General features: G+C 56.6%; 14 protein-coding genes and 1 tRNA gene. 11 read left to right on the top strand and 4 right to left on the bottom strand.

Annotated features, from left to right (window positions below; all coding sequences use genetic code 11):
- Window positions 1-210 precede the first annotated feature (210 nt).
- On the top strand, window positions 211-1,323 hold the full coding sequence (locus tag RBB82_RS12020; RefSeq protein WP_433970698.1) for a Gfo/Idh/MocA family protein: 1,113 nt from the start codon (window positions 211-213) through the stop codon (window positions 1,321-1,323).
- Window positions 1,324-1,441: 118 nt separating this feature from the next.
- A complete protein-coding gene (locus RBB82_RS12015) occupies window positions 1,442-1,786 on the top strand; it encodes an EthD domain-containing protein (protein ID WP_433970696.1) in 345 nt (114 codons plus the stop codon).
- Between the two features lie 18 nt (window positions 1,787-1,804).
- Here RBB82_RS12015 and ggt read toward each other — a convergent pair whose 3' ends face one another.
- Window positions 1,805-3,577, bottom strand: a complete 1,773-nt coding sequence (gene ggt / locus RBB82_RS12010; RefSeq protein WP_433970695.1) for a gamma-glutamyltransferase — start codon at window positions 3,575-3,577, stop codon at window positions 1,805-1,807.
- Window positions 3,578-3,768: 191 nt separating this feature from the next.
- Here ggt and RBB82_RS12005 point away from each other — a divergent pair, with 191 nt between their 5' ends.
- The 9 genes from RBB82_RS12005 to rplI all read left to right on the top strand — a co-directional run bounded on the left by RBB82_RS12005 (window position 3,769) and on the right by rplI (window position 10,320).
- Window positions 3,769-4,473, top strand: coding sequence for an endonuclease/exonuclease/phosphatase family protein (locus RBB82_RS12005; protein ID WP_433970694.1), 705 nt, complete (start codon window positions 3,769-3,771; stop codon window positions 4,471-4,473).
- A 48-nt stretch (window positions 4,474-4,521) separates the two neighbouring features.
- Window positions 4,522-5,709 (top strand): 4-(cytidine 5'-diphospho)-2-C-methyl-D-erythritol kinase, encoded by a 1,188-nt coding sequence (locus RBB82_RS12000; protein ID WP_433970692.1) that lies wholly within the window; start codon window positions 4,522-4,524, stop codon window positions 5,707-5,709.
- Window positions 5,710-5,753: 44 nt separating this feature from the next.
- Window positions 5,754-5,827: transfer RNA gene (locus RBB82_RS11995), tRNA-Gln, on the top strand.
- A gap of 253 nt (window positions 5,828-6,080) precedes the next feature.
- Entirely contained in the window at window positions 6,081-7,190 is a 1,110-nt protein-coding gene (locus RBB82_RS11990; RefSeq protein ID WP_433970691.1) for a ribose-phosphate diphosphokinase, read from the top strand.
- Between the two features lie 95 nt (window positions 7,191-7,285).
- Window positions 7,286-7,981 carry a 50S ribosomal protein L25 gene (locus RBB82_RS11985; RefSeq protein WP_433970690.1) on the top strand — a complete coding sequence of 232 codons (696 nt, stop codon included), beginning with the start codon at window positions 7,286-7,288 and terminating at the stop codon, window positions 7,979-7,981.
- A 68-nt stretch (window positions 7,982-8,049) separates the two neighbouring features.
- The gene (pth, locus tag RBB82_RS11980) at window positions 8,050-8,679 is read left to right on the top strand and encodes an aminoacyl-tRNA hydrolase (RefSeq protein ID WP_433970689.1); all 630 of its coding nucleotides are present in this window, start codon (window positions 8,050-8,052) and stop codon (window positions 8,677-8,679) included.
- Window positions 8,680-8,789: 110 nt separating this feature from the next.
- Entirely contained in the window at window positions 8,790-9,254 is a 465-nt protein-coding gene (rpsF, locus tag RBB82_RS11975) for a 30S ribosomal protein S6 (protein ID WP_433970687.1), read from the top strand.
- Window positions 9,255-9,419: 165 nt separating this feature from the next.
- Window positions 9,420-9,770, top strand: coding sequence for a 30S ribosomal protein S18 (gene rpsR, locus RBB82_RS11970; protein WP_183973469.1), 351 nt, complete (start codon window positions 9,420-9,422; stop codon window positions 9,768-9,770).
- Window positions 9,771-9,846: 76 nt separating this feature from the next.
- Window positions 9,847-10,320: a 50S ribosomal protein L9 gene (rplI, locus tag RBB82_RS11965; RefSeq protein ID WP_433970686.1), complete on the top strand. Its 474-nt coding sequence runs from the start codon at window positions 9,847-9,849 to the stop codon at window positions 10,318-10,320.
- A 106-nt stretch (window positions 10,321-10,426) separates the two neighbouring features.
- Here the strand turns inward: rplI and RBB82_RS11960 are convergent, their stop codons facing one another.
- The 3 genes from RBB82_RS11960 to RBB82_RS11950 all read right to left on the bottom strand — a co-directional run bounded on the left by RBB82_RS11960 (window position 10,427) and on the right by RBB82_RS11950 (window position 14,932).
- A complete protein-coding gene (locus RBB82_RS11960; RefSeq protein ID WP_433970685.1) occupies window positions 10,427-11,701 on the bottom strand; it encodes an ABC transporter permease in 1,275 nt (424 codons plus the stop codon).
- A 104-nt stretch (window positions 11,702-11,805) separates the two neighbouring features.
- Window positions 11,806-12,525 (bottom strand): SDR family NAD(P)-dependent oxidoreductase, encoded by a 720-nt coding sequence (locus RBB82_RS11955; RefSeq protein ID WP_433970683.1) that lies wholly within the window; start codon window positions 12,523-12,525, stop codon window positions 11,806-11,808.
- A gap of 13 nt (window positions 12,526-12,538) precedes the next feature.
- Complete coding sequence (locus tag RBB82_RS11950; protein WP_433970681.1) at window positions 12,539-14,932, bottom strand: TIM-barrel domain-containing protein; 2,394 nt, start codon at window positions 14,930-14,932, stop codon at window positions 12,539-12,541.
- Between the last annotated feature and the right edge of the window lie 170 nt (window positions 14,933-15,102).

The raw sequence follows: 15,102 nt of genomic DNA, 5'->3' as shown, positions 1-15,102 counted from the left end.
AGCAGTAGTTTATCGCGTTTGTAGTAGCTGGTGATTCTAAGGTTTGGCCCGTGTCTTCGCCAACTGAGATAGGAACACTGATTACAACGCGGGAAGATCGGCAGCGACGGACCGACAAATCGCTACTCGAGAATTTAACGGAAAAGCAGGAATATTCTGATGCGTTTATGGCCTGCGCAGAATACATTACGGCAAGGACATGGGGCTGCTATGGCGAACGTAAGTAAAACGAGAGTTCGTGTGGGCCTGGTCGGTGTTGGGAACTGGGCGCGATATGGCCATATCCCCGCCCTGCGATTGCTGCCAGAGTATGAGATCGTGGCCGTTTCGAGTCGGCAACGAACGACAGCCGATGAGATAGCAAAGGCCTTTGATATAGGGTATGCATTCGATAGTGTGGCGCAACTTGTGACTCACCCGGAGGTTGATCTGGTGGTCGTACTTCCGCCCGCCCCGCAACACGCGGCAGTTGTTCGAGCGGCGATCGAAGCAGGAAAAGATGTGTACTGCGAGTGGCCGCTGACGACGAGCACACACGAATCTGAGGCGTTGTTGAAGATGGCGGAGGCCGCACGTGTTCGCCATGTTGTGGGACTGCAGCGGCGGCTCGGTAGCAGCGCACTTTTTCTTCGCGATCTGCTGGCGAATGGGTATGTCGGGAAGATACGGTCCGTCCGGCTGCACGTGAGCATGGATTACTTCGGTCCGACGCGACCGCCTGCTCTCGCATGGTCGCTTGGAGCGGCAAATTTTTCTCACGTTCTCTCCATCTATGGCGGTCACTTTCTGGACATGCTGTTTCACGTGGTGGGAGCACCTAGAACGGTTGGCGCGATCGTTGCGACACAGTTTCCCGAGTTGACGCTGACCGCAACCGGAGAATCCTTTCCGAACGACACACCCGATGGCGTTGTCGCCATAGGCCGCCTCGAAAATGATGCTCTCTTCTCGATCCAGATCGAAGGTGGCAAACGCAACAATTCAGGTTTGCAGATCGACATCACCGGAACGGAGGGCGACCTCAAAATCACGAATACAAAATCATTCGGGTCTACGGAAAATAACGTGATCGAAGGCGCACAGGGCGATGCGGGGGGATTGAAGCAGCTTCCAATTCCAGAAGAGTATAGGCGTATTCCTCCCACAACCCTGGATGTTAGCGTGCAGGATTTAGCGCACCTCTATGCTGCGCACTCCAACGATCGCCTTAACGGAACGCACGATGCGCCAGACTTTGCCGACGCAGTGCGGATGCATAAATTTATCGATCAGATCAACCTGGCATCTAAGAGCGGCAAGACAGAGATGGTGCACTGGAGATAGATCGACTTGATCTTGCGGTTCGATCGCGAGCCAGCACGCCGTTTCAGTTGAAGTGGACTTCCGAGGCTTGGGGACAAATTTCACGCTGAAGGAACAGATCACATAGGAGAAATCAGGCATGTTGAAGGTTCATATTCTTAGCAGGCGAAGAGCAGATATGACTCACGAGCAGTACGTGGATCACTGGAAGAACGTACACGCGCCGCTCTTTGCCAGCCAACCCGACGTAAAGCGCTACGTGCGGCGTTACGTGCAATGCTGGATTACCGGTGATAAACCCGTTGGACCGAATCTGGGCGACACAGATGGACTTGTCGAGCTTTGGTTCGAGGATATCGATGGCTTCAATGCGTTCGGCAATTCGCCGTCCTACTTGAATGTCATCAGGCCGGATGAAGAGCGATTTACCGATCCGAAAAAATGCGAGTACTTCTTTTCGGAGGAACATAGCATCATCCCGTGAACGTGAATGCGAAGTGGCTCAGTAGCCGGCGGCTTTGCCATAGGCGCGGCGGTTGTCGTGTCCGCCCAGCAGCTCGTGGGTTTTGGGGGCGATGGCGATGAGTTCGCTGTCGCCCCAGGTGCCGGGGTTGTGCTCGTCGGCGACGGCGAGGCGGTTGATGGTGTAACCCATCGCGGCGAGCTGCTCGGCTACGTCGGGCGAGAACTTCTTTTCGAGGTCGATGCGGTCGGGCAGGTATTGGTGGTGGAAGCGTGGTGCGTCGGCGGCCTGCTGGATGTTGAGGCCGTTGTCGATGGTGCTGATGATGTTGTTCGCTACGGTGGTAATGATGGTGGAGCCGCCGGGTGTGCCCAGAACGTAGGCGAGCTTGCCGGGTTTGTACCAGTGGCTGGGTGTGGTGAGGATGGTTGGCGTCATCGCGGAGAGTGGGCGCTTACCGGGGCCGATGGAGTTGGCGGAGCTCTGGATGAGGCCGTAGACGTTGGGTACGCCGACCTTTGAGGTGAAGTCGTCCATCTCGTTGTTCATGAGGAAGCCTAGGCCTTGGACGGTGACTCCGGAGCCGAAGCCGCCGTTGAGGGTAGTGGTGGTGGAGACGGCGGTGCCGTCAGCGTCGACGATGGAGTAGTGGGTGGTTTGGGTGGGCTCTGTGACCGGTGTGGATTGGGGCGGTGGAGGCATGAAGCCAGCGGGACGGACGAGGTCTTTGCTTGGGGTGGGCTTCGATGGGTCGATGGAGCTGCGCCATGCTGCGGCGTACTTCAGGTTCGTCATCTGTTTGATCGGGAGGGTGTTGAAGTCGGGGTCGCCGAGGTAGTCTCCGCGATCTTTGTAGGCGCGACGGAAGGCCTCGGCGATGATGTGGACCTGAGCGGCACTGCGGTCGGGGCCTAGTTTTGGAAGATCGTAGGTGGAGAGGATGTTGAGGATCTCGACGAGGATTATGCCGCCGGAGGAGGGTGGCGGGGCGGTGATGACGTCGAAGCCGTGATACTTGCCGCGGATGGGGACGCGCTCTTTGACCTGATAGGCGGCGAGGTCTTCGGCGGTGATGAGGCCGCCGCCAGTCTTTTCGAAATCGGCGATCTGGTGGGCCATCGCACCTTTGTAGAACTCGTCTGGGTCTTTGGAGATGCGGTTGAGAGTCGCGGCTAGTTCGGGCTGTTTGAAGGTGTCGCCCTCGCGGTAGAAGTTTCCGTCGCGTTGAAAGATTTTGGCAGAGACGGGGAAGCCGCTGAGGTTTTTGCTGTGCAGTGCGCGGGCTTCTTCTATCGAGAGGGTGTAGCCGACGGTGGCGAGCTTGATTGCGGGCGCCATGTCCTGCGCGAGGGTGAGTTTGCCGTAGTGCTTCTGCGCGTAGGCGAGGCCGGCGACGGAGCCGGGGACGCCGCTCGCCTTGTAACCCACGAGAGACATGTCCGGGATTACGTTGCCCTGCGCGTCAAGGTACATGTCGCGGCTGGCGGCGGCGGGGGCTTTTTCGCGGTAGTCGAGGAAGTGAGTTTTGCCGTGCTTGTCGCGAATGAGCATGAAGCCGCCGCCGCCGATGTTGCCCGCTGCGGGGTAGACGACTGCGAGGGCAAAGCCGACCGCTACGGCTGCATCGACGGCGTTGCCGCCCTGCTTGAGGATCTCAACGCCGGCGTCGGTGGCGTCGTGATGGATGGTGACGACCATGGCGTGTTTCGTGCGGGTGGGTTGGTCGGATGTGGAGGGAGCCTGAGCTGCGAGCGAAGATGCGGAGAGAGCGAGTGAGACAGTGGTTGCAAGGACGCGGTTTCCGCAGGGCATTCAGTAGCTCCAAGGTGAGTGGTGGAACGATGAAGACAGGATATCTGGTTGGAAGGTGGAGAGTCGTTAGACAAATTGAAGCCTTGGCCAAAGGGATGGTTGGAGTTTTGCCGCCTAAGGCTAGGCCCTGATGAAATCAATTCAATTAGGGGCTTGTCGATTGGAAATTCGTTGACGCTTACAATCTTCGGATGAAACTTATCACCTGGAATTGTGCTAGAGGGTTTACCGGCAAAGCTCACCTTCTCTTCTCAAATTCTCCCGACATCGCTGTTGTACAAGAGTGTTCGAAGAAGTCAGTGGAGATGTTCGCGGTCGATGGTTACGCCGGTCATTGGGTGGGAGATAATCCAAATATAGGAATGGGGGTCTTCTATGGGCGCGACTGGGCTATTCGTCAACTTCTCGAACCAGATCAGGCTAGCCCTAAATGGGTTGTTCCATTCGAAGTTACAGGGCCAGAGACCTTCACGCTTATTGCCGTCTGGGCATGCGACGTCAAAGGCTGCAGGCGTGAGAGCTATGTAGGTCAGATTCATCGCGCCCTTAATGAGCACCCTAATTGGTTCAAGAGCGGCCCGACCGTCGTCGCAGGAGATTTTAATAGCAACGCCGTCTTCGACAAGAATCGGCGGGTATGCAACCACTCTTCTATGGTTGACGAGCTAAAAAAGCATGGTGCGATAAGCGCATATCATGAGCTTCGCAAAGAGAAGCACGGCGAGGAGAAACTGCCCACGTTTCATCTCCAGAAGAAGCTTGATAAGTCGTTTCACTTTGACTATATTTTCGCTCCCGAAAGCTGGCGCGAACGGATGAAAATCGAGGTCGGCGAACAGTCAGACTGGCTCCGCCATAGTGACCACTGTCCATTGACTTTGGAAGTCTTTACCTAGGACGACGCGGTCAATAGTGATGCTGCTGAGCGCGTAGAATCGTAAGCGATGGCTACGCGTGTTCGTTCGTATTCGAAGATCAATCTTGGGCTGGCAATTGGGCCGGTGCGGGCGGATGGGTTTCATGGGCTGACGACGCTGTATCAGACGCTGGATCTGCACGATCTGGTGACGGTTACTGCTCGCCGGAGCAGTGCGGCGGCTGATACGAAGATTACGTTGACGACGAATCATCCGTTTGTGCCACGGGATGGGCGAAATACGGCCTGGCGGATGGTCGAACGGGCTTTGGCTAGGCTGGGAGTGAGGGCGGAGGTCACGATCCATATTGAAAAGCGGCTGCCGGTGCAGGGTGGGATGGGGGCGGGATCGGCAAATGCTGTGGCGGCGCTGCTGGGGTTGGAGCGGGAGCTGGGGGTGGCGCTGCCGGGGGTTGAGAGGATCAAGCTGGCTGCGGAGATTGGGTCGGATGTGCCTTTGTTTCTGCTGGGTGGGGCTGTTTTGGGGCTGGGACGGGGGGAGCAGGTCGTTCCGATGCCTGATCTGCCGAAGACCTGGTGCGTGGTAGCGGTTCCGTCTGTAGGGGTGTCAACTCCGGCGGCTTTCCAAGAGTGGGATGCCCGACGCGCGGCGGAAGCGGTTCATTTGAAAGCGCTAACTGACGCTATTCCGCCGAAGAAAGATGATGTAGCGGAAGGGGAGCTAGGCGAGGGATTGCCTATAACGCGGTCCATTACATTGACTTCCCTGCCCCAAGTTGATAAGCTACAGGAGTTGAGTCTTGCTTACTCATCCCTCTCTGCCCCGGTTGGGGTCAGGACAGGAGATGGTAGGCCCGGCACCTCCGGTATCGTTCGCGATCCTAATCCCGAGAAAAAACGGGGCTTGTCTGATGAAAGTCAGGCTGACGCGATGAACGATCTGGCCGAGAATACCCTTCTCGCGCTTGTCCGCACCGGGATTGGAAGCGATAGTCTTCAAAATGATTTTGAAGAGGTCGTCTTTCCTCAGTATCCCTCCTTGCGAATAACCAAGCGTCAATTGATGGGTAGTGATTTGGACGGTTCCGCTTTGTATGCGGCTCTGTCAGGTTCTGGCTCTGCTCTGTTTGGACTTTACCGGTCCGAGCGGGATGCCAAAGCAGCTCAACTGCGCGTCCAGTCCTCTGGGGTCCAAGCTCTCCTGACGGAGACCTTGCCCCGAACCGAGTACTGGGAAAGAATGTTCGCGGAGTGACCTCGCCGGTCGATAGTAGAATCAAACTGCATCCGGCGATGTACTGGGCGATCGACTAACGGTAGGTCAAGTGCCTTTGGAGCACTTTGTCTAGGTTCGAATCCTAGTCGCCCAACCAACAAGTCGACGCCAGATGCGACAGGAATTTAGGGATCTTAGGCGGCAGCAACAACTTGCCGCAGGAGTAAGACGATTTGGAGTTCGCCCAAACGTGGCGGACGAAGAAGTACGAAGTTTTGAAGGACCGAAGTCTTTTAGTTTTTTTGAGTAGTCCGCAACGAGGATTTCAGAAGAAGTAACGGGGCCGCAACAAGGCCACGCAAGACAGTGCAGCAGGAACATTCAAGGTCAACCAACCTGGAGGGTTTCACGTGAACGAACGAAACACGACTGCGGTTCTTTCCCCTATTTCAGAGCAGGCTGAAGAGACAGAAACGAGCTCTCAGCCTGCGCTAGCGCCTTCGCAGAACGGACAGGCGAAGGTCACGCGAGCGCCAGAGGCGCCAGCACCGGAAAAAAAGCGCTCCGGACGGCTGACAGATGATAAGCGCGTCAAGATTTTTTGCGGATCTTCCAACAAGCCTTTGGCCGAAGAGATCTGCAAGTTCGTCGGTGTGCCGCTGGGCGAGACCCGGTTGCAGAGATTCTCCGACGGCGAGGTTCATTTTCAGCTGCTCGAGAACGTTCGCGGGGCGGATGTATTTCTCGTGCAGCCTACGTGTTTCCCGGTGGATCAGCACCTTGTCGAACTGCTGATCATGATGGATGCGCTGAAGCGCGCCTCAGCCGGACGAATCACGGTTGTCGTTCCCTACTATGGCTACGCCCGGCAGGACAGAAAAGACCGTCCGCGTGTTGCCATTACGTCGAAGCTGGTTGCCGATCTTCTGACCACCGCCGGTGCAAACCGTGCTCTGCTCGTCGATCTGCATGCAGCGCAGATTCAGGGGTTCTTCAATATTCCGGTGGATCACCTGTTTGCCAGCCCGGTGCTGGTGAGCTATTTCCGGGAGCTTGACCTGCCCAATCTGACGGTTGTTTCGCCGGATGCAGGTGGCGTGGAGCGCGCGCGCTTCTTCGCCAAGAAGCTGGATGTACCGTTGGCCATCGTCGACAAGCGGCGGACCGACATCAATGTCACCGAGGTGATGAACGTGATCGGCGATGTACAAGGCCGGACGTGCTTGATCCTCGACGACATCATTGACACCGCCGGAACACTGGTGAAGACGGTGGATGCGCTGCTGGCTGAGGGTGCAGGAAAAGTTTATGCGTGCGCGACGCATCCGGTACTTTCGGGGCCAGCTGTCGAGCGTATCGCAGCATCACGGTTGGAGCAGTTGATCGTGACGAATACCATCCCTCTGCGCGAAGACGCGTTGAAGGTGGAGAAGATTAAAGTGCTTTCGATTGCTGGTCTGCTTGGCCGCGCGATCGAGAGTATTCACATGGAGACCAGCGTCAGTACGCTGTTCAACTAGGTCGCAATAGCTGAGGGCGGCCTGGTAACCCAGGTAGCTTTCACAAAGAACAAAGGGAGCAGAGCTCAACTCTGTGCCCGAAAGGAAGATTCATCATGGCAACATCCAATATTGAAGCAGTCGTCGCAACGCCCCGTGAGGGCAAGTTCAACAAGAATGCAGCTCGTCGCGTTCGTGTCGCCGGTAAGATTCCCGCGGTTGTTTACGGTGCGGGCCAGGACGCAGTTGCGGTTGCAGTTGACCCTCGCGTGATCACCAAGATTCTGCACTCCGATTCGGGACACAACACGATCTTCGACCTCAACGTTGAAGGCTCGGCTGTTGTGAAGGCCATGATTGTTGACTGGCAGAATGAGCCGATCAAGGGCACGTTGCTGCACATCGACCTGAAGCGCATTGCAATGGACAAGATGATGCGCGTATCGGTGCCGATTCAGCTGGTTGGCGTTCCTGCCGGCGTGAAGACACAGGGCGGAATTCTCGATCACGTTATGCGTGAGGTCGAGATCGAGTGCTTGCCGACAGACATTCCGAGCCACTTGGATGTCGATGTTTCTGGCCTCGAGTTGCATGGAGTGATCCACGTCTCCGACCTGCCGCACTCGGGCAGCATCAAGTTCCTGGGCGACGAGCACGCGACTGTCGCTCACGTCACCGCAATCAAGGAAGAGGTCGTTGCTGTTGACGCGGTTGTCGCTGCGCCGACCGAGCCAGAGGTTGCCAAGAAGGGTAAGACGGATGCGGCCGCTGCTGCTCCTGCTGCCGATGCCAAGGACGCGAAGAAGAAGTAGTTTTACGCGGCCTGCGAATCTTTCGAGATCTGCAGGCCGCCTGAGTTTGCTGGAAAGGGAAACAAAGCGTGAAGTTGATTGTCGGTCTCGGCAACCCCGGTATCGAGTATCAGTTCACGCCGCACAACGCTGGCTTTCTCGCAGTGGATCGCATCGCGGACGATTGCGGCGTGGTCCTCTCCAATCGTCGGGGACGTGCACTGACGGCGAAGGCAAGGCTTGCAGGGCACGAAGTTCTGCTGGCTAAACCTGAGACGTTCATGAATCTGAGCGGGCTTTCCGTAGCCGCGCTGGTTCAGGAGCTGGAGATTGAAGTTCCGTCCGAGGATCTGATCGTCCTCTATGACGAGCTTGCATTTCCGCTGGGCAGGCTACGCATCAGCGCGAATGGCAGAGCAAACGGGCACAACGGAGTGAAGTCGATCTCCGGTGCGCTTGGAACGGAAGAGTGGTTGCGCGTTCGCATCGGTGTTGGGAAACCGGCACTGGAGGATGGCAGAGAGATCAAAGCCGGCGGCAGGGATTATCTGCTGTCGCAGTTTCGCAAGCAGGAGCTTGTGGTGCTGGATGAAGTACTCGACAGGGCGAAAGCTGCTGTCGAGGCGATGTTGACCGAAGGGGTCAGCGCCGCGATGAACAGATTCAACCGTCGGCCAGACGATCCGGAGAATGGATCGGATACGCCGAAGGAGAGGTAAAGAAGAAGTAGCGAAGGTTGCTACTTAGACGTAGTCGAAATTCCAAACCGGGTTGGCAGAACAGACGCCAGCACGGTGCGAAGCAGAACTTCGCAGAAAGAAGTAATCGAATGAATCGTACCTACGAAATCATGTTCATCGTCCGCCCGGACGTTGAAGAAGCAGAACTCGACAAGCTGATTGAAGGCTTCTCCGCGAACGTCACCAATGGTGGCGGCGAAGTGAAGAGCGTCGAGAAGATGGGCCGCCGCCGGCTCGCCTACACCGTTCGCAAGTTCAATGACGGTTTCTACATCCTGCTAAACGTTGCCGCAGCCGGTTCGCTGATCACTGAGATCGAGCGTCGCCTCCGCGTCTCCGAGCAGGTGATCAAGTTCATCACCGTTCGCATGGACGAAGAAGAGAAGCGCCTCGCGAAGGTTAAGGCCATCCGCGACACCAAGGTGAAGCGCAGCGCGCAGCCGATCGCGGCTCCCGTGCAGGCTGCTGCCGCAGTCGAGACCGAAGAAGAGAAGAAGCCAGTTGCTCCTGTTGCGTCTGACGCAGCCTCCGAGACTGTCTCCGCAGCTGTCTAACTTCTGTCTTCGCATCATTTTTTTGCGATGAGGCTGAAACCGCATCGCACAACGCATCACGATCGCCGAATTCGCTTCCACTCGATCTAACTTGATCGAATGTTCAGAGACTCCATTGCGGGTCTGGAGCGAAGGCAGGCACAACGTACCTGAGAGGGAAATATCATGGCTGACGAAACCAGCACGCAATCCACTGAGCAGCACGCACCAACACCCCGCCCGTCGCACTCTGGCCCTGGCGCGGGTCCTCGCACCCCACGTCCCGCCGGCGCACCTGGCGGTGGTCCTGGTGGCCGCAAGTTCTTCCGCCGCAAGAAGGTCTGCAAGTTCTGCACCGAGAAGATTGACGCCATCTCCTATCGCGACGTTCGCCTGCTTCAGGGCTTTGTCGCCGAGCGTGGCAAGATCGTTCCGCGTCGTTTGACCGGTGTCTGCACACGCCACCAGCGCAAGCTCAGCCTGGCAATCAAGCAGTCGCGCAACATCGCACTGCTCGCCTTCGCTGCACGCTTCTAACTTCTCCGCTTCGGCGGACTACTGGATACGCAAGACTGGCGGCACCTGAAGCCAGAGACGAAATCGGAGATATGCAATGGAAGTCATTCTGAAGGAAGACGTAAACAAGCTCGGACATCGCGGCGATGTGGTCAAGGTCGCTGACGGTTACGGGCGCAACTACCTGCTGCCGGAGAAGCTCGCAATCGAAGCGACCCTCGCAAATAAGGCAGTCATCGAGCAGATGAAGGCATCGGCCGTTCGCAAGACCGCCAAGGAGAAGGTTGGAGCCGAGCAGTTAGCCACGCAGCTCTCCGCGGTTGAGCTTGTGTTCGAGCGCAAGGTCGGAGAGAATGAGCATCTTTTTGGCTCGGTCACTTCGGGCGACATCGCTCACCAGCTTGAAGCGAAGGGCTTCACCATCGATCGTCGCAAGATCTCTCTCGAGGAGCCGCTGAAGACGATTGGCGAGTACCACGTTCCCGTGAAGCTGCACCGCGAAGTTACCAGCCACGTGAAGGTGACGGTCAAGGGCGACCAGCCAGAGGCCGAAGCAGCAGCAACCGCTTAGGTTTTCTGCAGTACAAAATCAAAAGCGCATCGGTCCCGCGAAGTTTTCGCTTGGGGCTGATGCGCTTTGTTTTTGCAATGGGCTCTTTTGATGGGAAGAAATGGAGTTACTCGTACTTGAGGGTCTGCACGGGGTCTAGCCGTGCGGCGCGGTTCGCGGGGATGGTCCCGAAGAGTATGCCGACCAGCATGGAGCTTCCGAGCGCAAACACCGGCGCCCATGGGTTGATTGGAATTTTGAACGGCGTCAGTAGCCCCAGGGTATACGGAATCGCAAGGCCGAGAAGTGTGCCGATCACCCCACCGCTGAGCGAGAGGAAGACTGCCTCCGTGAGGAACTGAAGTCGAATCTCGCGACTGGTTGCGCCAAGCGCCTTACGAATACCAATCTCCTTGAGGCGCGACTGCACGTTGGCAAGCATACTGTTCATGATGCCGACGCCGCTGACGATGAGGGTTATACCGGAGCCAAGAGTCAGCACGATGGTGAGCATATCCGCGATCTGTGCCATTTTGGTGAGAAGATCGGTGAGCGTCTGCGCGTTGTAAACCGAGCTCGCATAGTGACGCGATCGGATGATCGCGAGGATGCGGTCCTTGGCAGGAACCACCATGGAAGGCTCACGCATAGTGAAAAAGATCTCTTTCAGCTCAGCGGTTCCCTGAAAGTAGCGTGCGACCGGATAAGGTATGAGCAAAGTATGGTCGCTGATTTCAGACTCCCCCTCGGTATCGATGCTTTCCCGAAAGACACCGATGATGATGAAGGGAATGCCCTTGACGCTGACGGTTTTACCAACGGCATCATTCACGCTTCCATAGAGCTGTTCCGCGAACGGCTTAACGATAACGGCGACCTTTTCGTGCGCCACTGCGTCTTGATCGTCGAAGAAGCGACCAGCGAGGATGACAAGATTGCGTACGATCCGATACTGCGGAGACACGCCCAGGAGCATGGTGGACTTGGTTATGCCGCTGCCGATGCTGACGTTGTCGTGAAACTCCAGCATCGGGGACGAGGCGACGATGTCGGGAACCTGCTCGAGGACCGCATGCATGTCATCGAGGGTCATGTAGTCCGGCGTGCTGGTGTTGTCTGGACCAGAGATCGTGCCGCCTGCGTATTGCAGCTCAATCTTATTCGGGCCAAGGCTGGTGAGCTGATCCAGCGCATACTGCTTGCCTGTGGACCCCAGCGTAGCCACCAGAATGATAGAAGTTGAGCCGATGACCATACCAAGCATCGTAAGCAGGAATCTCGTCTTGCTGGAGCGGAAGCTGTCGACCGCAAGCCTGACGACCTCACTGAACATCATCGTCGAACGCGCGCTGGCAAGCGTACGGTCGAAGGAGCTCGGTTTGGGTAGATTCGTGGTCGCCATGAGCTTTAACGATTAGACACCTTTCAGTATCGCAGCGGTGCATGGTTTCTCGTTAACTTCTGTGCCCCCTATAGTTCGTGTGCCCCAACGACACGGCCTGACGACTAACTGTCTCCGTATACAGGGATTGCTGCGCCGTGAATGACCCTGGACTCGTCACTGCATAGGAAAAGGATCACCTTCGCGATGTCCTCCGGCTTTGGCCACACAGTAAACTTCGCATCCGGCATCGCCTGCCGATTCGCCGCCGTATCTATGATGCTCGGAAGGATGGAGTTGACCCTAACTCCCATCCCTTTGACGTCTGCAGCGAGTGAATCCATCATCGCCACCGCAGCAGCCTTTGTCGCTGCATAGGCGGATGCACCTGCCCCATGATCCAATGCAGCCTTTGCCGCGACGTTGACGATCGATCCGTGGGCTTGTTTCAACATCGCAGGCAGAACAGCACGCGACAGATTGAAGCCTGAACGCAGATTCAACGACACCATCTGCTCGAGTACTGACGTTTCCGTCTTCCAAAGCGGAATGCCACCGGCATAGCCGCCGACGGTGTTGACCAGCGCATCCACTTTGCCATGCTGGCTGACTAGTCCCTCGGCAAACGTTGCCGTCGACTTCTCATCCGTGACGTCAACCTTGTAGCCGGACAGCGCGGAACCATTCTCACCAGCGGCACTCTTGAGAGCAGCGAGCTCTTCTTCGCGGCGGTAAGTCACTGCGACTGAGGCTCCCTCCCTGAGAAACGCGAGGCTAACCGATCTCCCCAGTCCACCTGTCCCGCCAGCGACGATCACGATCTTGCCATCAAAGCTAATCTTCATACGTTCTCCTCAGTTACTGCCTGGAACCAACTATCTCGATCAAACCCTGCTCCGAGACTACGCTCAGCTTTGCGCCCGAACGGTCCAGCTTCCTCGATGCGTTCCCCCAATGTAGCTTTGTAAGCTCCGACTGGCCATTTTCGTAGTTGTAAGTTGTGCCGTCGTCCGCATAGATGTCAAAGTCGCCATCGGCCCCGGGATAGACTCGCAGCCTGGCAATTCGCTGTGTGTCATTCGTGCTCTCCACTGGCTCGCCGAGCGGAAGAATTGCCCCAGCCCGAACGAACAGAGGAAGCGTATCGATGGGTGCGGCAACTGTAACCGTCTGGCCACCATGTACGCGCTCATTCGTCCAGTAGTTGTACCAGTCCGTACCCGAGGGCAGATAAACGCTCCTCGAAGTCACTCCCTGCTCCGTCACTGGAGCGACCAGAATCGACGGGCCGAACATATATTCATCGCCAATATTCGCAACATTGGGGTCAGATCCAAAGTCCATGAATAGCCCGCGCATAAACGGCGCTCCGGTCTCATGGGTGGTGTGAGCCAGCGAGTAGAGGTACGGCATCAGCTGATAACGTAGCCGCAGATACTTCTCGAGAATCGGCTCAGCCTGCTTGCCGTACGACCAGACCTCGTTCTGCGGACGGCTGCCGTGGCTACGGAAGTTCGGCTGAAACGCGCCATACTCAAACCATCGAACGTAGAGCTCCGGATAGTCGTCATTGTTTCCGACGTTCGCTCTCGCATCGGAGGGGTCAAGCAGGGGCGCCTTGTCAGGCTTGTGCGACTGAGGCAGATACTGCCACCCACCGATGTCTGTGCTCCAGTAAGGCATTCCGGAGGCTACAAAGTTGATCCCGGTCGGCACCTGCCGCTTCAACGTATCCCAGTTGCCATTGATATCCGACGACCAGAAGATCGTGCCGTTGTGCTGCGCACCCAGATACGAGTCGCGAGCAAGAATGAGCGCTCTCGACGGAAGGTCTCTTCGGAAGCCGTTATAAAACGCCGCTGTATGGAACAACGGAAAGACATTGAAGAACTGAGTCCCCGGACCTATGTGCCAGTAGCTGCCATTCGGTGGCAGATCAGGCTCCGTCTCATCTGCCCAGAATGCATCAAAGCCTTTGGCGACATAGTTTTCTTTCACGATGTTCCAGTACCACTGCGCCGCGTCGGGATTGGTGGTATCGATATCCGATCCGGCACGGTCGTACGGCAGACCGTTCGTTGGCGTTCCATCCGCGAGCTTCTCGAACCAGTCATTCTTCAAGATAGTCGCGTAGTACCGGTCTTCAGGAACGAAACGTGGCCACACACTGATCATTGTGTGGAAGTTCATCGCATGCAGTTCCTTGTTCATCGCCGTCGGATCCGGCCACTTCGCCGGGTCCATGTCCATCTCGCCCATCTTCGTGTAGTGGAACCAGTCGATGACGAGATCGTCGATGGGCAGATGCCGATCGCGATAGCCCTTTGCAACAGCCATCAATTCGTCCTGGCTGATATACCGCTGCTTGCATTGGATATACCCATAGGCTGACTTCGGCAGCATCGGCGTATCTCCAGTAAGCAACCGGTAGCCTGAGTAGATTTCGTCATAACTCTTTCCCGCTATGACAAAAAACGAAACTCGCTGCCCCACATCGGAGGTCCACCGCGTCACATCGTTGAAGCCAAACGCCACAGTCGTTGCCGACGGGTTGTCCCAGACGATCCCATATCCTTTATTCGTAACTACAAATGGCACACATACACTTTGGCCCGCGGGGGCGTTGTAGTCGTGAGCACATCGCACTGCATGCCCACGGCGATCGAGATACCCCTCCTGATTCTGCCCAAGTCCGTAATAGTGCTCATCCTTTGGCGAGACAAAGGTAGCTCCCACCTGAAAGAATGGCGCATCCGTTGGCCTGCGATCGTACAAGATATCAGCGTTACCATCCTTGTGGTTCGGCACAGACATCTGCCATCCGTTCATCTCCAGCAAAGTGGTTCCGTCGGGAGTCCTGATCTTAATGCCGACTCCGGGCGTTGATCCATTGAAGAACTTCGCAATGTCCGCCCGTGTCCCCGTGGGAGCGTGTCTTCCACTTTCAGGCGCAACTGTCACCACCATGCGGGAGGATTGCATCGCATCTCCGCTTGGTGTGGTTTCAGCGGTCCAACCCTGCGCAGCTACCTTCGCCGATATTCCGAAGCCCGGCCCGGCCAATGCGTCGTCGCGATGCAGGCTCAGGCTTACCCTAACGATATTTGGAGCGTAAGCTTCGACAAGAACGGTTGCACCGCTGCGGCTCAGATTGAGTTGCTGCGCGCACACCATAGTGACGTTCGTCGACAACGCTGCAAGAAGAAAGGTTGGTGCAACTATCTTGCTGAGATCAACGGTCAATACTTTCATAAACCTCTGCCCTGCTTCCGTGCGCCAATCGGTTCAGATGTTGCCCGATCATGATCCTTCAAGAGTAGTTTGGCGGTCCCGTGGTCCTACCCGACATCTTTCCCAGAGTCGTTAGGTTACCAGAGTACGAAAATCGAAATTGACGCTTAGGTCGTCTCGATTGCATCAAC

It is taken from the genome of Tunturiibacter lichenicola, assembly GCF_051013355.1.
Classification (GTDB): Bacteria; Acidobacteriota; Terriglobia; order Terriglobales; family Acidobacteriaceae; genus Edaphobacter; species Edaphobacter lichenicola_F.
Note: the sequence above shows the minus strand (reverse complement) of the source record. Positions and strands in the feature narration are given on the sequence as shown.